14 protein-coding genes and 1 riboswitch are annotated in these 20,347 nt (G+C 66.9%); of the genes, 6 read left to right on the top strand and 8 right to left on the bottom strand.

What is annotated here, in order from left to right:
- Positions 1 to 4 precede the first annotated feature (4 nt).
- Genes thiE through LGM89_RS33595 form a run of 4 tightly spaced genes read right to left on the bottom strand, consistent with a single transcriptional unit; the run spans position 5 to position 3,357 of the window.
- Positions 5 to 1,129, bottom strand: coding sequence for a thiamine phosphate synthase (gene thiE, locus LGM89_RS33610; RefSeq protein WP_226275310.1), 1,125 nt, complete (start codon positions 1,127 to 1,129; stop codon positions 5 to 7).
- Positions 1,126 to 1,941, bottom strand: a complete 816-nt coding sequence (locus LGM89_RS33605) for a thiazole synthase (protein ID WP_089455465.1) — start codon at positions 1,939 to 1,941, stop codon at positions 1,126 to 1,128. The genes thiE and LGM89_RS33605 overlap by 4 nt, the downstream gene beginning before the upstream one ends.
- 49 nt (positions 1,942 to 1,990) lie before the next feature.
- Entirely contained in the window at positions 1,991 to 2,188 is a 198-nt protein-coding gene (thiS, locus tag LGM89_RS33600) for a sulfur carrier protein ThiS (RefSeq protein ID WP_011350713.1), read from the bottom strand.
- A gap of 32 nt (positions 2,189 to 2,220) precedes the next feature.
- Positions 2,221 to 3,357 carry an FAD-dependent oxidoreductase gene (locus LGM89_RS33595; RefSeq protein ID WP_226275308.1) on the bottom strand — a complete coding sequence of 379 codons (1,137 nt, stop codon included), beginning with the start codon at positions 3,355 to 3,357 and terminating at the stop codon, positions 2,221 to 2,223.
- A 225-nt stretch (positions 3,358 to 3,582) separates the two neighbouring features.
- Positions 3,583 to 3,706, bottom strand: a riboswitch (TPP riboswitch).
- 269 nt (positions 3,707 to 3,975) lie between these two features.
- Between LGM89_RS33595 and LGM89_RS33590 the strand changes: the two genes are divergently transcribed.
- From LGM89_RS33590 to LGM89_RS33575, 4 genes are all read left to right on the top strand, one after another.
- Complete coding sequence (locus LGM89_RS33590) at positions 3,976 to 5,745, top strand: ABC transporter ATP-binding protein/permease (protein ID WP_226275305.1); 1,770 nt, start codon at positions 3,976 to 3,978, stop codon at positions 5,743 to 5,745.
- Positions 5,742 to 6,518 (top strand): SDR family oxidoreductase, encoded by a 777-nt coding sequence (locus LGM89_RS33585; protein ID WP_226275303.1) that lies wholly within the window; start codon positions 5,742 to 5,744, stop codon positions 6,516 to 6,518. The genes LGM89_RS33590 and LGM89_RS33585 overlap by 4 nt, the downstream gene beginning before the upstream one ends.
- Positions 6,519 to 6,751: 233 nt before the next feature.
- On the top strand, positions 6,752 to 8,014 hold the full coding sequence (locus tag LGM89_RS33580) for an MFS transporter (RefSeq protein ID WP_089430505.1): 1,263 nt from the start codon (positions 6,752 to 6,754) through the stop codon (positions 8,012 to 8,014).
- Between the two features lie 25 nt (positions 8,015 to 8,039).
- Positions 8,040 to 9,356, top strand: a complete 1,317-nt coding sequence (locus LGM89_RS33575; RefSeq protein WP_264172746.1) for a D-amino acid dehydrogenase — start codon at positions 8,040 to 8,042, stop codon at positions 9,354 to 9,356.
- A gap of 96 nt (positions 9,357 to 9,452) precedes the next feature.
- Here the strand turns inward: LGM89_RS33575 and thpR are convergent, their stop codons facing one another.
- On the bottom strand, positions 9,453 to 10,031 hold the full coding sequence (gene thpR, locus LGM89_RS33570) for an RNA 2',3'-cyclic phosphodiesterase (RefSeq protein ID WP_089493963.1): 579 nt from the start codon (positions 10,029 to 10,031) through the stop codon (positions 9,453 to 9,455).
- Positions 10,028 to 11,518, bottom strand: a complete 1,491-nt coding sequence (locus LGM89_RS33565) for an alanine/glycine:cation symporter family protein (RefSeq protein WP_089493962.1) — start codon at positions 11,516 to 11,518, stop codon at positions 10,028 to 10,030. The genes thpR and LGM89_RS33565 overlap by 4 nt, the downstream gene beginning before the upstream one ends.
- A 784-nt stretch (positions 11,519 to 12,302) precedes the next feature.
- Between LGM89_RS33565 and LGM89_RS33560 the strand changes: the two genes are divergently transcribed.
- Positions 12,303 to 13,436, top strand: a complete 1,134-nt coding sequence (locus tag LGM89_RS33560) for a lipid II-degrading bacteriocin (RefSeq protein ID WP_226275302.1) — start codon at positions 12,303 to 12,305, stop codon at positions 13,434 to 13,436.
- A 48-nt stretch (positions 13,437 to 13,484) separates the two neighbouring features.
- On the top strand, positions 13,485 to 13,901 hold the full coding sequence (locus tag LGM89_RS33555) for a hypothetical protein (protein WP_226275301.1): 417 nt from the start codon (positions 13,485 to 13,487) through the stop codon (positions 13,899 to 13,901).
- A gap of 56 nt (positions 13,902 to 13,957) precedes the next feature.
- Here the strand turns inward: LGM89_RS33555 and LGM89_RS33550 are convergent, their stop codons facing one another.
- Positions 13,958 to 15,424 (bottom strand): glutamate synthase subunit beta, encoded by a 1,467-nt coding sequence (locus tag LGM89_RS33550; RefSeq protein ID WP_226275300.1) that lies wholly within the window; start codon positions 15,422 to 15,424, stop codon positions 13,958 to 13,960.
- Positions 15,425 to 15,509: 85 nt separating this feature from the next.
- A complete protein-coding gene (locus LGM89_RS33545) occupies positions 15,510 to 20,213 on the bottom strand; it encodes a glutamate synthase-related protein (protein WP_089424321.1) in 4,704 nt (1,567 codons plus the stop codon).
- Positions 20,214 to 20,347 lie beyond the last annotated feature (134 nt).

Here is a 20,347-nt window from a genome sequence, read left to right as displayed (position 1 = left end):
GCGGTCAACGATTGTCAAATTGTCCGGGAAAACATTGCTGCAGCGCAGCAATGGCGGCCCGATAGTCGGTCGCGCCCGTCACCGCACTGACCACCGCGACACTGCCGACGCCCGTTGCCAGCACGCCCGGCAGCGCGTCGAGCCCCACCCCGCCGATCGCGACGAGCGGCGCCTGGGTGCCAGCGAAGCGCGCATAGCGGGTGATCCGCGCGAGGCCCTGTGGCGGCGCAGCAACGGCCTTGGTCGCGGTCGCGTACACGGGGCCGAGCGCGAGGTAGCTCGGGCGCTCGTGCAATGCCCGCAACATTTCGTAATAACCGTGGCTCGAAAGTCCGAGCCGCAGGCCCGCGCGCGCGATCGCGGCCAGATCGGCCGTCTCGAGGTCTTCCTGGCCCAGATGAACGCCGTACGCCCCCTCTTCTGCGGCGATCTGCCAGTGATCGTTGATGAACACGCGCGCATCGGAATAGCGGCGCCCGGCCGCGACCGCGCGGGCGATTTCCCGCCGCAAGGTGTCCGGCGTCGCGCCTTTCACACGCAGTTGCACGGTCCGCACGCCGCAATCGAGCACACGCTCGACCCATTCGGCGTCCGGCACGACCGGATACAGGCCGAGTTGCGCGGGACACGGCGCGAACGCGGGTTCGGGCGCGGCCGGCAGCCCGGCGACCCGCGGAAACCGCGCGGCGTCGACCGGCCACGCATCGGCGGCGCGGGTTTCATCGCCGTCGCGCCAGGCCAGCGCCAGCACCAGCGCGTCGATCGGCGCAAAGCCGCAATCGAGGAACGCCGCGAGCGCGGCGATCCAGTCGTCCCCGAGCGGATGCGCGGCGTCGAGCGCGTAACGCGCGCCCGCCGTGTGAAACACCGCGCCCTGCTCGTCGAATTCGATCGCGACGGCGCCCGGCGCCGCGGGCCGCGACGCGGCCGACACGCGCGCCTGCGCGGCGCGGTCGCCAGCCGAGACGATCAGCACGTCGCCATCGGCCGGCACATCGGGCACCGCGACGCAGAGCCGCCAAGGCGCAGCGCCGCGCGGCCAGTCGCCGAGCCGCGCGCGAATCCGCTCGGCCGCTTCGGCCAGTTCGTCGGCCGGCGGCCAGAATGCATCGGCGAAACGCGCGCTCATGCGGCGCCTCCGTCCTGGTGCCAGAACGGCATCCCGACGACCGGCGTGCTCGCATGCGCGGTCTCGCGCGCATCCATCGGCCCGGCGAGATACGCGGCACGGCCGGCCTCGACGCCCTGCGCAAACGCGCGCGCCATGATCTCGGGATGCGTGGCCTGCGACACGGCCGTGTTCAGCAACACGCCGTCGAAGCCCCACTCCATCACCTGGCACGCATGCGACGGCACCCCGAGCCCCGCGTCGACGATCAGCGGCACGTCCGGCAGCCGCTCGCGCAGCACGCGCAGGCCGTACGGGTTCACGACGCCCTTGCCCGTGCCGATCGGCGCGCCCCACGGCATCAGCGCCTCGCAGCCGACATCGAGCAGGCGCCGGCCGATCACCAGATCCTCGGTGCAGTACGGCAGCACCTTGAAGCCGTCCTTGACCAGTTGCGCGGCCGCTTCAATCAGGCCGACCGGGTCGGGCTGCAGCGTGTAGTCGTCGCCGATCAGTTCGAGCTTGATCCAGTCGGTGCCGAAGACCTCGCGCGCCATATGCGCGGTGGTCACGGCTTCGGCGACGGTCTGGCAACCGGCCGTGTTCGGCAGCAGCGGCACCGCGTGGCGCTTGAGCAGGTCGAAGAAGCCGGCTTCGGCCGTGCCGCCGGTCATCTGGCGGCGCAGGGCGACCGTCACCATCCCGGGACGCGACGCGGCGATCGAATCGGACAGCGACTGCAGCGACGGATAGCGCGACGTGCCGAGCAACACGCGGCTTGCGAAGGTTTCGCCGTACAGCGTCAGCGCGTCGGCGGAGGTGAGGGACGTCATGTCGTTTTCCTGAAAGAGCGGGGACGAAGCGTGAACAACGCGGCGGCGCTCAGCCGCCCGCGACCGGGTGCACGACGTCGAGCTTGTCGCCCGCCGCGAGTGCGCGCGCCGCATGCTGCGTGCGCGCGACGAAGTTGCCGTTCAGCGCGACCGCGTACGGCGGACGCGCGCCGTACGCGGCGAGCGCGTCGGCCACCGTTGCGCCGTCGGGCAACGTCAGGTTCTGTTGGTTGATCTGGATGTCCATGGGGCTTCGTCGAATTCGGTCGGCAGCGCGCGTCAGGCCGGCTGACGCGCGTCGTTGCGGTGATGAAGGAGCGTCGGCCAGCGCTCGGCGTCGCGCCACGCGGCGAACGCATCGGCATCGCCGAACGCGCCGCCGAGCGCGGCTTCGGCGAACGCGACCGCCGCGTGCGCGACTTCCGGCGCGATCATGAAGCCGTGCCGGTACAGGCCGTTGACGGCGAGCGTCGACGCGCCGTCCCAGATCACCGCCGGGCGATGATCGGGCAGCGTCGGCCGGCATTGCGCATTGAGTTCGAGAATGCGCGCCTCGCCGAACGCCGGATGCACGGAGAACGCCGCGCTCAGCAGTTCGAGCGCGGAGCGCACGCTGACGGGCGACATGTCCTCCCCCTCCACCTCGGTCGCGCCGATCACATAGAGATCGTCCTGCTTCGGCGCGATGTACAGCGGGTAGCGCGGATGCAGCAGCCGCACGGGCCGGGTGAGCCCGATGCCGGGCGCGCGCACGCGCGCGACTTCGCCGCGGATGCCGCGCAACGCGGGCAGCGCGGGTTTCGCGCCGAGCCCGCGGCAATCGATCGTGAAGTGCGCGGCGGGCAGGTTCGCCTCGTCGATCGTGACGTGCCAGTGCAGGTCGACGCCGCGCTCGACGAGGCCGGCCGCGAGCGCGTGCAGCGCCTGGCGATTGTCGAGCTGGCCTTCGTTCGGCAGCAGCAGGCCGCGCGCGAAGCGGCCCGCGAGCACGGGCTCGGCCGCGTCGACCTGCGCGCCGGCGAGCGTCACGAAACCGCGGTCGAACAGGTCGGCCGGCGCGTTCGCGCGCACGCGCCGCTCGAACAGCGGCGCCTCCGCGCGATCGGCGTGGTGCCAGACGACGAGCGTGCCGTGCTGCTGGAAGAAGACGGGTTCGGGCAGTTCCGCGAGCCACTGCGGCCAGCGCGCGAGCGACGCGGCGCCCAGCTCGGTGATCAGCAGCTCGGCGCTCGCCGCTTCCGCGAGCGGCGCGAGCATCGCGGCCGCGATCCACGCGGCCGACTGCTCGCCGTCCGGGCCGCCGCGCTCGTAAAGCGCGACGCGATGCCCGTCGCCCGCGAGCCGCCAGGCGATCAGGCGGCCGACGAGGCCGCCGCCGAGCACCGCGAAATCGGGTTGGGAATCCCGGACGTTCATCGCGCGCCCTCCGCGCGAGCACGCACGACGAGTGTCGACGCGCACGCGCCGCCGCATGCGGACGCACGCGGCATCGGGCCGGGAATCATGCAAAAGACTGAAGATTGTGCGGTCATCATTCCTTCCGTAACGCGCAAGGCGCGTACCCAAAAGGACGAAACCGGCAGCAAAGGCCGGCCGGGCGGGACAAGGGCGCTGACCATGTGGGATGGCAGCCAGCGCGACCCGGCGGGATCAGAAACTTCCCTCGCCGGTATTACCCGGATCGGGTGCGAAGGGTCTTTCTCAGCCTCATCGCGCTGTCCGGAACATCTGCCGGCCGCGCCACGAAGCACCCCTGTTTCGTCGTCGGCCATTAGACCATAAAAGCGGAAAGCGCCGCAAACTGTCCCCCTTGCGGCAAATTCGCCGACGTGCCGCGCCGCTCTGGCACAATGCCCGCAGGCCGGCCGCGCGAGCGGCCGGTTGCCGCGTCACCGCCGGCCTTAAGTGCCGTTTAAGACGCGCGGGCGACCATCCGGACGCCCGCCGTCAGTCGGCGCCGCGTCCCGGCATGCCGTATCGCGGCGCGCGCCCGGCTTCGCCCGGCCCGCGCGCCGGCTACTCATCAGGAAGCACATGACCCAATCGATCGATCCCGTCCGCTCCGCCTCCGACGCGCCGCAGGACGAGCGCCCGGTATCCGCATGGAGCCTCATCAAGCCCTACTGGGTATCGTCCGAATGGAAAATCGCGTGGGGCCTGCTGGTCACGATCATCGCGATCAACCTCTGCGTGGTCTGGATCAACGTCCGGCTGAACAAGTGGAACGCGGAGTTCTACAACGCGCTGCAGTCGAAGGACGTCCACGACTTCCCGAACCTGCTGATGCAGTTCTCCGCGCTCGCGTTCGCCTTCATCATCCTCGCCGTGTACGGCCGCTACCTGCGGCAGATGCTCGGCTTCCGCTGGCGCCAGTGGCTCACCGACCGCTTTCTCGGCCAGTGGCTCGGCGATCGCGCGTTCTACCGGATCGAGCGTGACCGCCTCGCCGACAACCCCGACCAGCGGATCACCGACGACCTCCAGTCGTTCGCGACGACCACGCTCGCGCTGTCGCTCGACCTGCTGTCGACGGTCGTCACGCTCGTGTCGTTCATCACGATCCTGTGGTCGCTCGCCGGCGCGCTGACGATTTCGCTCGGCGCGACGCCGATCGCGATCCCCGGCTACATGGTGTGGGCGGCCGCGCTGTACGCGGTGGTCGGCTCGCTGATCATCCAGAAGGTCGGCCATCCGCTCGTGTCGATCAACTACCAGCAGCAGCGCGTCGAGGCCGACTTCCGCTTCGGGCTGATCCGCGTGCGCGAGAACGCCGAGCAGATCGCGTTCTACGACGGCGAGCAGACCGAGACCGGCAACGCGCAAAACCTCTTCATGCGCATCCGCGACAACTGGTGGCGCGTGATGAAGTACACGAAGCGGCTCACGTTCGTGCTGAGCTTCTACGGGCAGATCGCGATCATCTTCCCGCTCGTCGTCGCCGCGCCGCGCTATTTCGCGGGTGCGTTCTCGTTCGGCGTGCTGATGCAGATCTCGTCCGCGTTCGGCACCGTCAGCGATTCGTTCTCGTGGTTCATCAACAGTTACTCGACCCTCGTCGAATGGCGCGCCACCGTCAACCGTCTGCGCGAATTCAAGCGCGTGATGAGCACGTCGCACCTGAAGGAAAGCCTGTCGCCCGCGACCGAGCACGGCGGCATCAACCTGCACTACGTCGACGGCGCGAAACTGTCGACGTCGTCGCTCAAGCTCGCGCTGCCCAACGGCAACGCGCTCGCGAACATCGGCAGCGTCACGATCGAGCCCGGCTCGCGCTGGCTCGTGATCGGCAAGTCGGGTTCCGGCAAGAGCACGTTCATGCGCGCGCTCGCGGGCCTGTGGCCGTTCGGCGACGGCGCGATCGACGCGCCGGTCGGCGCGCGGATGATGTTCGTGCCGCAGACGAGCTACTTGCCGATCGGCACGCTGAAGGCTGCGCTCACCTATCCGGCGACGGCCGACGCGTTCAGCGACGAAGCCTGCCGCGACGCGCTGCGCGCATGCCGCCTCGAGGATTACGTCGACCGCCTCGACGAGACCGCGCACTGGACCCGCGTGCTGTCGCCGGGCGAACAGCAGCGCCTGGCCGGCGCGCGCGTGCTGCTGCACAAGCCCGACTTCCTGTTCCTCGACGAAGCGACCAGCGCGCTCGACGCCGACAACGAAGCGCGCCTGTACCACCTGTTCGCCGAACGGCTGCCGAAGGCCGCGATCGTCAGCATCGCGCACCGCGAATCGCTGGCCGCGTTCCACGTCGGCACGATCAACGTCGAGCGCGTGAACGACAGCGACAAGGTCGCGGCTTGAGCGCACGCGCCGCGCACATCGCACGGATCGCGCTGATCACCGGCGCGGGTTCCGGGATCGGCGCGGCGCTCGCGCGGCGGCTCGCGGCACCCGGTATCGCGCTGGCGCTGCACGCGCGCGGCGCGGACGAAGCGGCGCGCGCCCGGCTCACCGAAGTTGCTCATGCATGCACGGCGGCCGGCGCGGCGTGCGTCACGCTCACCGGCGATCTCGGCGAGCCGGGCGTCGCCGCGTCGCTCGTCGATGCGACCGCCACGCACTTCGGCGGGCTCGATCATCTCGTTGCCAATGCCGGATTCGCCGCGCGGCAATCCTTTTCCGGTCTTTCCGCGGACGCGCTCGCGTCCGCCTTCGCGGCGATGCCCGGCGCGTTCTCCGCGCTCGCGGGCCGCGCGCGGCCGCTGCTCGAAGCGTCGGTTGCGCCGCGGATCGTCGCGGTCAGCTCGTTCGTCGCACACCGCTACCGCGCCGACGCGCCGTTCGCGGCCACTGCCGCTGCGAAGGCCGCGCTCGAATCGCTCGTGCGCTCCGCCGCCGCCGAATTCGCCGCGCGCGGCATCACCGTCAACGCGGTCGCGCCCGGCTTCACGCGCAAGGACCACGGGCCGAGCGCCGGCAACGCCGCCGCATGGGCGCAGGCCGAACAGGCGACACCGCTCGGCCGGATCGCCGAACCCGACGATGTGGCTGCGCTGATCGCGTTCCTGCTGTCGGACGCCGCGCGGCAGATCACCGGCCAGGTCGTGCATGTCGACGGTGGCCTGACGCTCTGAAGCAAGTGCCCGCGCGCCGTGCCGGCGCGTGGACCGTCACCGTTGCCCGGGCCTGCCTGTCGCCCAAGCGCGATCGGATCGGCCATCCTGCCTTTCCAGGACGAACACCCTCCGCCCTCACCGTTCACCGCGCCGCCACACACCGGCACTCCCCTTTTTGGCACCCCGCATCCCGCCCGTAAAATAGCCGCCAGACGGCAGCGCGAGACGAGACAAAAGAGGGGGCGGCAAGCATGCAGGCATTCCAGTGGTTCAACGAACTGTCGACGCGCGAGCGCAGGACGCTGTACGCCGGCTTCGGCGGCTACGCGGTCGATGCGTTCGACTTCATGATCTATTCGTTCCTGATTCCGACGCTGATCGCCACCTGGGGCATGACGAAGAGCGAGGCCGGGATGATCGCGACGAGCTCGCTGATCTCGTCGGCGCTCGGCGGCTGGGTCGCCGGCATCCTTGCCGACCGCTACGGCCGCGTACGCGTGCTGCAGTGGACGATCGCGACGTTCGCGCTGTTCACCTGCCTGTCCGGCTTCACCCATTCGTTCTGGCAGCTGCTCGCGACGCGCACGCTGCAGGGCTTCGGCTTCGGCGGCGAATGGTCGGTCGTGACGATCATGATGGCCGAGACGATCCGCTCGCCCGAGCATCGCGGGAAAGCGGTCGGCACCGTGCAGAGCAGCTGGTCGTTCGGCTGGGGCGCGGCCGCGATCCTCTACTGGGCGTTCTTCGCGCTGCTGCCCGAGCAGGTCGCATGGCGCGCGTGCTTCTGGATCGGCATCCTGCCCGCGCTGTGGATCCTGTACATCCGTCGCAACGTCAGCGATCCGGACATCTACACGGCCACCCGCCGCGCGCGCGACGAAGGCCGCGTGTCGGGCCACTTCCTCGAGATCTTCTCGCCGCCGCACCTGCGCGCGACGCTGTTCGGCAGCGCGCTGTGCACCGGGATGCTCGGCGGCTACTACGCGATCACGACGTGGCTGCCCACCTACCTGAAAACCGTCCGCCACCTGTCGGTGTTCAACACGAGCGGCTATCTCGTCGTGCTGATCGTCGGCTCGTTCGTCGGCTACGTGGTCGGCGCGATCCTGTCCGACCGGCTCGGCCGCCGCGCGTCGTTCATCCTGTTCGCGATCGGCTCGTTCTCGCTCGGCATGGCGTACACGATGCTGCCGATCACCGACACCGCGATGCTGCTGCTCGGCTTCCCGCTCGGCATCGTCGTGCAGGGGATCTTCGCGGGCGTCGGCGCTTATCTGTCGGAGCTGTATCCGGGCGCGATCCGCGGCTCGGGCCAGGGCTTCTGCTACAACCTCGGGCGCGGGCTCGGCTCGTTCTTCCCGATTCTCGTCGGCGCGCTGTCGCAGTCGATGTCGCTCGTGAAGGCGATCGGCCTCGTGGCCGGCGGCGGCTACCTGCTCGTGATCGTCGCCGCGCTCGTGCTGCCGGAAACGCGCGGCAAGTCGCTCGTCGACGATCCGGCCGTCGCGTCATGATCGGCCTCTTCGTTCGGGAAACCGCATGCACGTGATCGTTCTCGGCGCCGGCGTGATCGGCGTCACCACGGCCTGGCACCTGCGCGAAGCAGGCTGCGACGTCACCGTGATCGAACGCGAAGCCGATGTCGCGCAGGCGACGAGCCTCGGCAACGCGGGCGTGATCGCCCCCGGCTACGTGACGCCGTGGGCCGCGCCCGGGATGCCGGGCAAGATCCTCAAGTACCTGTTCAAGCCCGCTTCGCCGCTGATCTTCCGGCCGACGCTCGACGCCGCGCAGTGGCGCTGGATCGCGCGCTGGCTGCGCGAATGCGAGTTCGAGCGGTTCCGTGTGAACAAGCAGCGGATGCAGCGCATCGCGTACTACAGCCGCGCATGCCTGCACGCGTTTCGCGACAGCCATCCGTTCGACTACGGCGCGAGCCGCGGCTACCTGCAACTGCTGCGCGGCGCGTTCGACGTCGAGATGGTGCAGCCCGCGTTGAAGGTGCTGCGCGACGCGGGCATCGCGTTCCGCGAACTCGACGCGGCCGGCTGCACCGCGATCGAACCGGGCCTGCGCTGGGCGCGGCAGGCGCCCGTCGGCGGCATCTACCTGCCCGACGACGAAGCCGGCGACTGTGCACGCTTCACGCGCGAACTGCGGGCACTGTGCGAAGCCTGCGGCGTGACGTTCCGCTTTCGCACGGAAGTGCGGGCGCTCGACGTTGAAGCCGGCCGGGTGCGCGGCGTGCGGATCGTCGGCACCGGCGACGAGGATGGCGGACCGAATCCGCGCGCATCGAACCCCAACGGCCAGCACCGCGACCTGCGGCTCGCCGCCGATGCGATCGTCGTCGCGCTCGGCGTCGACAGCGCCGGCCTGCTGCGGCCGCACGGCATCGACGTGCCGCTGTATCCGGTGAAGGGCTACTCGGCGACGCTCGCCGTCGTCGACGACGAAAAATCGCCGCACGCCGCGCTGATGGACGAATCGCTGAAGACGGCGATCACGCGTTTCGGCCCGACGCTGCGCGTCGCGGGTACCGCGGAACTCGGCAACTGGCACGCCGCGCTGCGCCAGCAGGCGCTCGATACGCTGATGAAGGTGCTCGACGACTGGTTCCCGCACGCGGCCGATCGGGCGTCGGCGCGCTTCTGGGTCGGCCGCCGGCCGATGACGCCCGACGGGCCGCCGCTGCTGGGCGCGAGCGGGATCGACGGACTCTGGCTGAACGTCGGCCACGGCTCGACGGGCTGGGCGATGTCGATGGGGTCGGGGAAGGTGGTGGCGGATCTCGTCACGGGGCGAGAGCCGGAGATCGATCTGTCGGGGTTGACGCTCGAGCGCTACGCCCGGTAGGGCCGGCAGGCCCGGCAGGCCCGCCGATATCGTCGACGCGATGCGCTGACGCGATACACATGGCAGCCGGCAATCGCAACGCGGCTCACAAGCCGCTCACTGCGCCGCCTGGCCGCCCGCCTCGCCGTCCGCCCGCGCAATCGGCGCCGACACGATCGGCCGATGCGACACGCCTTCGTGCGACAACCGGCTTTCGAACAGCGCGAGCGCGTCGAACCGCAGCGCGACCGGCCGCTTCACCGCACCGCCGTGCGCCGGCTGCCCGACCGCATCGTGCGGCAGCCGCGCGAGCGTCACGTGCGGGCGGAACGGCCGCCGGTCGGCCGGCACGCCGAGTTCGCGCAGCTTCGCCGACAGCGCGACATTCAACGCCGCGCACGCCGGCTCGGCGGCCAGCTCGGCGACGATCAGCCGCGCGCGCGGCAGGCTCGGCCACCACGCGATCCGTTCGACCGGCATCAACGGCAGTGCATGCGCGGCCGCGAGCGCCGGCAGGCACGCGGCCAGCGCGTCGCAGCACGCCCGCTCGATCGCGCCGACGAACGCAAGCGTCACATGCAGTTGCGCGGGCAGCGGACGCCGCGCGCCCCGGGTAACCGGCAACGCGTGCAGCGCGTCGCGCGATGCCGCATCGGGCATCAGCGCGACGAACACGCGCAGCCGGTCGCCGTTCATGACTCGCTCGCCGCCACGCGCGGCGCGCGCGCAGGATCAGCCGCGGCCGGACGTTGCGGCAGCGGGCCATGCTCGCCCCACACGTCGGTCGGCAGCACGTTCGCGAGTTCCGGGATCGTATTGCGCGTGAACACCGGATCGGCCACGCCCGCCGCGCGCTGGCGGCGATAGTCGCGCCAGGCCGCGTGCGCGTACTTGCCGAGCGCGAGGATCGCGATCAGGTTGATGATCGCCATCAGCCCCATGCTCGTATCGGCCATCGCCCACACGAGCGGCAGTTGCCCGACGCTGCCGAACATCACCATCGCGAGCACCGCGACGCGGAACAGCGGCAGCACGCCGCGCCGCTTCGTGATGAATTCGACGTTGCCTTCCGCATACGCGTAGTTGCCGATCACCGACGAGTACGCGAAGAAGAAAATCGCGAACGCCATGTAGATGCCGCCCCAGTCGCCGACGTGGCTCGCGATCGAGCGCTGCGTGAGCGCCGCGCCTTCCATGCCGGTGCCGAGTTCGTACTGGCCCGACAGCAGGATCACGAAGGCGGTCGCGCTGCAGATCACGATCGTGTCGACGAACACGCCGAGCATCTGGATCAGCCCCTGCACGACCGGATGCCGCGTGCTGGCGGTTGCCGCCGCATTCGGCGCGCTGCCCATGCCGGCCTCGTTCGAGAACAGCCCGCGCTTCACGCCCATCGCGACGGCCTGGCTGACCGCATAGCCCGTCAGGCCGCCCGCCGCCTGCTCGAGACCGAACGCGCTCTTCACGATCAGCGCGATCACGCCCGGCACCAGCGCGATATGCGTCGCAACCGCATAGACCGCCAGCGCGAGGTAGCCGATCGCCATCAGCGGCACGATCACCTGCGCCACCGCCGCGATCCGGCGAATCCCGCCGAAGATGATCGGCGCGGTCAGCAGCACGAGCCCGAGACCGACCGTCGCGCGGCTCCAGCCGAACGACGTGTCGAACGCATCGGCGATCGCGTTGGCCTGCACCGCATTGAACACGAAGCCGAACGCGAGGATCAGCGACAGCGAGAACAGCACGCCGAAGCCGCGCGAGCGCAGGCCCGTCTGGATGTAGTACGCGGGGCCGCCGCGATAGCTGCCGTCCGGATGCGACACCTTGAAGATCTGCGCGAGCGTCGCCTCGACGAACGCGGACGACATCCCGACCAGCGCCGTCATCCACATCCAGAAGATCGCGCCCGGCCCGCCGACGGTCAGCGCGACCGCGACGCCGGCGATGTTGCCGGTGCCGACGCGGCTCGCGAGCCCGGTCGCGAACGCCTGGAACGACGAGATGCTGCCCGGCTCGCCCTTGCTGCCGACCAGCTTCACGCTGAGCAACAGCGCCTTCAACTGGATCATCCGGAACCGTAGCGTGAACCACAGGCCCACGCCGAGCAGCAGCGCGATCAGCACGTAGTTCCACAACACGCCGTTGACGGCGTCGATCAGCCCTTGCACGAGTGCTTCCATCCAGAGTCCTTGTAAATAGGGTCAGTCACATGCAGTCACCGCAAATGCGGCCCGAGGGGCGACATGATATGACAGTTTGCAAGGATTATTACAAAACGAAAGGTTCGGGATGGCGGGAAATTGCTGCCGGATGTGATCAGATTAGGCGACGCTTAACGAAAATGCGGGGGTGCCAGGATCGTGAAGCCGCGACATGGGACCGTGTCGTGGCGCGTCCGGAGCGGTGGCCGACGCGCCGCAACGCCAGCCGGTCGCTCGATACGGAACGCACGGCGCGCGCCGCACGATCACCGAATCGCGTGTGCAAAAAACCGGGCGCCCTTTCGGACACCCTGTTTCCACGACGGCTACCGACCTACGCTTATCGCGGCAGGTTCGAATGCCCCATCAGATACGCATCGACCGATGCAGCCCCCTTCGCCTTAGACAACCCGTAACTGTTGGACACATTACTGCGCCGACAGAACATGCAGAGAAAGCGCTTCCGCGTTTCGATCTTTCTCGACTCTTGTCCGAAGGTTATGCAGTGGCGGTCAATCGACCCACCGACCATGAATCTTCGGCATTCCCGCATCCAGAGGCCATGCCCGGTGAATACCAAGACAGGAGGCACGATTACGTGCGCTCGAAAATTTCCTTTGAAATCGCCTCTCAGAATCCTTCCAGATGACGCTGTCGCGGACACATTCCGAACAAATTCCTTGCAAGTCTCACGGAAAAACACAACCGTCTCACTCTCAGGCATGCGAATCAATCATTCAATCATCACTGCACGGGGTATGAAATGACGACGCGTAATCCTTTGAAACAGATAAACCACTCTTCCGAAGAAGAACAACAGCCTTTGATGCGACGACGTTTTCTGGTTGCGTCGACGGCACTCCCGATCGGCGCGCTGCTGAAGCACACGACGGCCATGGCTCAGAACAATACTCTTCCACCTATCACGATCACAGCGCCGAAGCCGCCGGATTTCAATTTTGGCGATTTCGGTATCAAGGCAAACGAAATTCCCGGTGCCAGCCCTGGAGCCGGAATTCCGGCTCCTTCCGTTTGCTTCAATCAGTACTGCACATCGAATTTCATGTTGCTTTTTGCAAACATGGGAAACATGGTCATGGCCACCAAGATGTTTCTCAAACATCTCGAGATCTTCGGCGGAAATGACACAGCATTCTGGCGCAATCAATTAACGCTAGTGGGCGGCTTCACCCCGTGGCTGGCCATCGGCGGCTACAAATATTTGCCAGGCGCCAACCAATACGGATTCAATTTCGACCCGGGACAATATGCCAACATCACCGCGCTATTTGGCATATACGTTGGTCAGTCACATGGCATCCCTCCAACGAGCACATTCGCATCGTACGGCAATCCATTGATGTTCGTCGAAGCAATCAATCACTGGATACACGGCGATGGAACCCAACGAACGGTCAACATTGAATCGCTCAACTTGAAAATGGGCGTCGCCGATTTCAGAGAAATAACGAAGGCCATTGAAAATCCCGGGTATGGCCCTGGCACTTACTCGTTCGACACTGCTTTCAGCACCAACATATTCAGTCACGGAACACAAGATCTCTGGAGCGCCTCGGTCTTTGGGCGAGTATCCGGCAGGATACGTGGCACGCTTGTGATGCTTGAAGACGATACATACAGGTTTGACGGTTACTACTCGCTCAATCCCGACAAGTTCGATGCAGACCCTTCCAACCGGCCGTTCCTGCAGGAGACTGCGACTACGTTTCTAGCCAAGCTCGGAGCCATCTTGGGACACAAGGACTATCAAATTAATTTTTTCGGTGAAAAGAGCCTCTCGTTTTCAGGCCAACGACCGGTCAAGAACGCAGGCACACGCCCCCCTGAGGCAGTCCATAGGCCATCACTCGGTGGACTGATGCGACCACCTCGCTAGCATGCTCCCGGGCAGATCCAGTCAATTGGCTGCCCGGGACAACCCCGCATGTTTGCTTACGTCCACATCGAGCACGTCATGATTTCCAGAGCCATGCGCAGAGTTCTCTGGCTAGTTCTTTGGCTAGTTACCGCAGTGATCTGCGCCTATACGCTCCTGTTCATCGTTGTCGCGACTTCCCGGTATGAGAGAACGGAAGGCAGTTGCCCCGATATGTCTCTCGATGCACTACGGAAAAAAGTCCTGATCCGTCTTCTCGATGAGCACGGAATACCGCCAGACAGCGTCCGGTTCGACGGTGCGCCGCAGTATCACGCATGGAAGCTAGGTGTGTGGGAATTCCCGCTGCGCGTGGACGAAACCCAATACACCGCGATGATCGATTGCAACGAGCAACTTGCGAGCTACGGGCAGTCGGTTGCCCCAGCCGGACAAGCTCGCAAGCCTCCGCTGCTTCAGAAATGAAAAAAACCGGGCGCCCTTTCGGACGCCCGGTTTCCACGACGGCTACCGACCTACGCTTATCGCGGCAGGTTCGAATGCCCCATCAGGTACGCATCGACCGAGCGTGCGCACTGGCGACCTTCGCGGATCGCCCACACCACGAGCGACTGGCCGCGGCGCATGTCGCCCGCCGCGAACACCTTGTCGACCGACGTGTAGTACGAACGATCGCCTTCGGTCGCCGCACGCGCATTGCCGCGCGCATCCTTCGCGACGCCGAATGCCTCGAGCACGGGGGCTGCCGGCTGCGTGAAGCCCATCGCGAGCAGCACGAGGTCGGCCTTCATTTCGAACTCGGAGCCCGGCACTTCCTGCATCTTGCCGTCCTTCCACTCGACGCGCACCGCGATCAGCTTCTCGACCTTGCCGTTCTTGCCTTCGAGACGCTTCGTCGCGACCGCCCAGTCGCGCTCGCAACCTTCCTCGTGCGACGACGACGTGCGCAGCTTGATCGGCCAGTACGGCCACACGAGCGGCTTGTTTTCCTCTTCCGGCGGCTGCGGCAGCAGCTCGAACTGCGTGACCTGCTTCGCGCCGTGACGGTTCGACGTGCCGACGCAGTCCGAACCCGTGTCGCCACCACCGATCACGATCACGTGCTTGCCCTTCGCGAGCAGCTGGTCGACGAGCTTGTCGCCCGCGTTCACGCGGTTCTGCTGCGGCAGGAAGTCCATCGCGAAATGCACGCCCGCGAGTTCGCGGCCCGGCACCGGCAGGTCACGCGGCGTTTCCGAACCACCCGCGATCACGACCGCGTCGAATTCTTCCTTCAGCGTGTCCGGCGAGATGGTTTCCTTTGCCAGGCTGCCGATCGACTCGGGCAGCGGATCCTTGCCGATGAACACGCTGGTGCGGAACGTCACGCCTTCCGCTTCCATCTGGCGCATGCGGCGGTCGATCAGCCACTTCTCGAGCTTGAAATCGGGGATCCCGTAACGCAGCAGGCCGCCGACGCGGTCGTTCTTCTCGAACACCGTCACGTCGTGGCCCGCGCGTGCGAGCTGCTGCGCGGCGGCGAGGCCCGCGGGGCCCGAACCGACGACCGCGACCTTCTTGCCGGTCTTGTGCTCGGCCGGCAGCGGCTTCACCCAGCCTTCCGCCCAGGCCTTGTCGATGATCGCGTGCTCGATCGACTTGATACCGACCGGATCGTCGTTGATACCGAGCGTGCACGCGGCTTCGCACGGCGCCGGGCAGATGCGGCCCGTGAATTCCGGGAAGTTGTTGGTCGAGTGCAGGACTTCGATCGCCTGCTGCCAGTCCTGGCGGTAAACGAGATCGTTGAAGTCCGGAATGATGTTGTTGACCGGGCAGCCGTTGTTGCAGAACGGGATGCCGCAATCCATGCAGCGCGCGCCTTGGACCTTTGCGTCCGCGTCGGTCAGTGCCGCGACGAATTCCTTGTAGTGCTTCACGCGCGTGAGCGGTGCTTCGTACGCCTCGTGGCGGCGTTCGAACTCCAGAAAACCGGTTGCCTTGCCCATAAGGTGCTCTTCTGTTCGGTGTATCGGGTGGGGGAGCCGCGCGCGGCAATCATGCGCGCGCGGCATTCGCTATGTCGTTCGTCGCTCAGGCGGCCAGCTCTTCCTTCGCCGCCTTCTTCGCACCGATCTCGCCCAGCGCGCGCTTGTATTCGTGCGGGAACACCTTCACGAACTGGCGGCGCGCCGCGTCCCAGTTTTCCAGCAGCGACTTCGCGCGCGGCGAACCCGTGAACTGGAAATGACGCTCGACGAGCCCCTTGAGCAGCGCTTCGTCCGTCGTGCCTTCGTGCCAGAGCGCGCGGTCGACCGTGCGCTCCTGCTCGGCCTGCTGCAGCACCGGCTCGAGCGCGACCATCGACTTGTTGCACTTCGCCGCGAACGTGCCTTCCGGATCGTAGATGTATGCGAGACCGCCCGACATGCCGGCCGCGAAGTTGCGCCCGGTCTCGCCGAGCACGACGACCGTGCCGCCCGTCATGTATTCGCAACCGTGGTCGCCCGTGCCTTCGACGACCGCCGTCGCACCCGAGTTGCGCACGCAGAAGCGCTCGCCCGCCACGCCGCGGAAGAACGATTCGCCTTCGATCGCGCCGTACATCACCGTGTTGCCGCAGATGATGTTTTCCTCGGACTTGCCGCGGAAGTCGTTGGTCGGGCGGATGATGATCCGGCCGCCCGACAGCCCCTTGCCGACGTAGTCGTTGCCGTCGCCGACGAGGTCGAGCGTCACGCCCTTCGCGAGGAACGCGCCGAAGCTCTGGCCGGCCGTGCCCTTCAGCTGGATGTGCACCGCGTCGTCGGCCAGGCCGTCGTGGCCGTGCTTCTTCGCGATCACGCCCGACAGCATCGCGCCGACCGTCCGGTTCACGTTGCGCACCGGCTGGATGAACGACACATGCTCGCCGTTCTCGATCGCGGCCTTCGCCTTCTCGATCAGCACGTGGTCGAGCGCGCGCTCGAGGCCGTGATCCTGCACGTCGACGTGACGCGGCGCGACGTCCTCGCATTCTTCCGGCTGGTAGAACACGCGCGAGAAGTCGAGGCCCTTCGCCTTCCAGTGCTCGATGCCCTTGCGGGTGTCGAGCAGGTCGGCGCGGCCGATCAGGTCGTCGAACTTCGCGACGCCGAGCTGCGCCATGATCTCGCGCACTTCCTCGGCGACGAAGAAGAAGTAGTTCACGACGTGCTCGGGCTGGCCCTTGAACTTCGCACGCAGCACCGGATCCTGCGTCGCGACGCCGACCGGGCACGTGTTCAGGTGGCACTTGCGCATCATGATGCAACCTTCGACGACGAGCGGCGCCGTCGCGAAGCCGAATTCGTCCGCGCCGAGCAGCGCGCCGATCACGACGTCGCGGCCCGTCTTCATCTGGCCGTCGGCCTGCACGCGGATACGGCCGCGCAGGCGGTTCAGCACCAGCGTCTGCTGCGTTTCGGCCAGGCCGAGTTCCCACGGCGTGCCCGCATGCTTGACCGACGACAGCGGCGACGCACCCGTGCCGCCGTCATGGCCGGCGATCACGACGTGGTCGGCCTTCGCCTTCGCGACACCGGCCGCAACCGTGCCGACGCCCACTTCCGACACGAGCTTCACGGAGATGCTCGCGCTCGGGTTCACGTTCTTCAGGTCGTGGATCAGCTGCGCCAGATCCTCGATCGAATAGATGTCGTGGTGCGGCGGCGGCGAGATCAGGCCGACGCCCGGCACCGAGTAACGCAGCTTGCCGATGTATTCGGACACCTTGTGGCCCGGCAGCTGGCCGCCTTCGCCCGGCTTCGCGCCCTGCGCCATCTTGATCTGGATCTGGTCGGCCGACGCGAGGTACTCGGCGGTGACGCCGAAGCGGCCCGACGCGACCTGCTTGATCTTCGAGCGCAGCGAATCGCCGTCCTTCAGCGGAATGTCGCTGACGATTTCATCGCCGATCACCGACTTCAGCGTCTCGCCCGACTTGATCGGAATGCCGCGCAGTTCGTTGCGGTAGCGCTTCTCGTCCTCGCCGCCTTCGCCGGTGTTCGACTTGCCGCCGATCCGGTTCATCGCGATCGCAAGCGTTGCGTGCGCTTCCGTGCTGATCGAACCGAGCGACATCGCGCCCGTCGCGAAGCGCTTGACGATGTCCTTCGCCGGCTCGACGTCGTCGATCGGGATCGCCTTGGTCGGCTCGACCTTGAACTCGAACAGGCCGCGGAACGTCATGTGACGCTTGGTCTGGTCATTGATCAGGTGCGCGTATTCCTTGTACGTCTGGTACGAGTTGCTGCGCGTCGCGTGCTGCAGCTTCGCGATCGAATCCGGCGTCCACATGTGGTCTTCGCCACGCACGCGGTACGCGTACTCGCCGCCCGCGTCGAGCATGTCGCGCAGGACCGGGCTGTCGCCGAACGCGTCGCGGTGCAGGCGGATCGCCTCTTCCGCGACTTCGAACAGGCCGATGCCGCCGACCTTCGATGCGGTACCCTTGAAGTACTTCTCGACCAGGTCGCTCGACAGGCCGAGCGCTTCGAAGATCTGCGCGCCCGTGTACGACATGTACGTCGAGATGCCCATCTTCGACATCACCTTCTGCAGGCCCTTGCCGACTGCCTTCGTGAAGTTGTAGACAGCCTTCTCCGGCGACAGGTCGCCCGGCAGCCCTTCGGCCATCTTCGCGAGCGTTTCCATCGCGAGGTACGGGTGCACGGCTTCCGCGCCGTAGCCCGCGAGCAGCGCGAAGTGGTGCGTCTCACGTGCGGAGCCCGTCTCGACGACGAGGCCCGTGCTCGTGCGCAGCCCCTGCTGGACGAGGTGCGAGTGGATCGCCGACGTGGCGAGCAGCGCCGGAATCGCGACATGCTCGGCGTCCGTCTTGCGGTCCGACACGATCAGCATGTTGTAACCCGACTTCACCGCGTCGACGGCTTCCGCGCACAGCGACGCGAGGCGCGCCTCGATGCCTTCCTTGCCCCAGGCGACCGGGTAGCAGATGTTCAGCTCGTACGCGCTGAACTTGCCGCCCGTGTACTGGTCGATCGCGCGGATCTTCGCGATGTCCTTGAAGTCGAGCACCGGCTGCGACACTTCGAGACGCATCGGCGGGTTGATGTTGTTCGTGTCGAGCAGGTTCGGCTTCGGGCCGATGAACGACACGAGCGACATGACCATGTTCTCGCGGATCGGGTCGATCGGCGGGTTCGTGACCTGCGCGAACAGCTGCTTGAAGTAGTGATAGAGCGTCTTGTTCTTGTTCGACATCACCGCGAGCGGCGAGTCGTTGCCCATCGAACCGACGGCTTCCTCACCCTGCTGCGCCATCGGCGCCATCAGGAACTTGAGGTCTTCCTGCGTATAGCCGAACGCCTGCTGGCGGTCGAGCAGCGCGGCGCCCTGCGTGCGGCCGGCCGCGACTTCCTCGGCCTTCGGCTCGATCTCGTCGAGCTTGATGCGCACGGCGTCGATCCAGCTCTTGTACGGCTTCGCGTTCGCGAGGTTGTCCTTCAGTTCCTTGTCGTCGATGATGCGACCGTGTTCCATGTCGATCAGGAACATCTTGCCCGGCTGCAGGCGCCACTTCTTGACGATCTTCGATTCGGGGATCGGCAGCGTGCCGGCTTCCGACGCCATGATGACGAGGTCGTCGTCGGTGACGATGTAGCGCGCCGGACGCAGGCCGTTACGGTCGAGCGTCGCGCCGATCTGGCGGCCGTCGGTGAACGCGATCGCGGCCGGGCCGTCCCACGGCTCCATCATCGCGGCGTGGTATTCGTAGAACGCGCGGCGGTTCTCGTCCATCAGCGTGTGCTGTTCCCACGCTTCCGGGATCATCATCATCACCGCGTGCACGAGCGGGTAGCCGGCCATCACCAGCAGCTCGAGACAGTTGTCGAACGACGCGGTATCCGACTGGCCCGGATAGATCAGCGGCCACAGCTTCGGCAGATCGTCGGCGAGCACGTGCGACGCGATCGCGCCGGTACGCGCGTTCAGCCAGTTCACGTTGCCCTTCACGGTGTTGATCTCGCCGTTGTGCGCGATCATCCGGTACGGGTGAGCCAGCTCCCACGCCGGGAACGTGTTGGTCGAGAAGCGCTGGTGCACGAGCGCGAGCGCCGACACGACACGCGCGTCCTGCAGGTCGCGGTAATACACGCCGACCTGGCCCGCGAGCAGCAGCCCCTTATAGACGATCGTGCGCGCCGACATCGACGGCACGAAGTATTCCTTGCCGTGCTTGAGCTTCAGCGCCTGGATGCGGTGGCTCGCCGTCTTGCGGATCACGTACAGCTTCCGCTCGAGCGCGTCCGTCACCATGATGTCCTTGCCGCGGCCGATGAAGATCTGGCGGATCAGCGGCTCGCTCGCCTTGACCGTCGGCGAAATCGGCATCGCATGATCGACCGGCACGTCGCGCCAGCCGAGCACGACCTGGCCTTCGGCCTTCACCGTCCGCTCGAGCTCCTGCTCGCACGCGAGACGTGATGCGTTTTCCTTCGGCAGGAAGATCATGCCGACCCCATATTCGCCGGCCGGCGGCAGGTTCACGCCCTGCTTCGCCATTTCCTCGCGATAGAACGCGTCCGGAATCTGGATCAGGATGCCCGCGCCGTCGCCCATCAGCGGATCGGCGCCGACCGCGCCACGGTGATCGAGGTTCTCGAGGATCTTCAGACCCTGCTGAATGATCTCGTGGCTCTTCTTGCCCTTGATGTGAGCGACGAAGCCGACGCCACAGGCGTCGTGTTCGTTTTGCGGGTCATACAGACCTTGTGCGGCGGGCACCGCGGCGAGCGGCTGCTGGTGGTCGTTCATGGGGACACCGTCGTAAAGGGGGCCTGGAGGCCGTTGAACCATTTTCTTGTTGCCGTCGATCCCGCTCCCAACGGGAGACGGCACGGCCGACCGTGGATGGGCATGCTTCGCCCGGGCCACCGGAATTCGGAATA

This window comes from Burkholderia sp. AU31624, assembly GCF_020420065.1.
Classification (GTDB): domain Bacteria; phylum Pseudomonadota; class Gammaproteobacteria; order Burkholderiales; family Burkholderiaceae; genus Burkholderia.
Note: the sequence above shows the minus strand (reverse complement) of the source record. Positions and strands in the feature narration are given on the sequence as shown.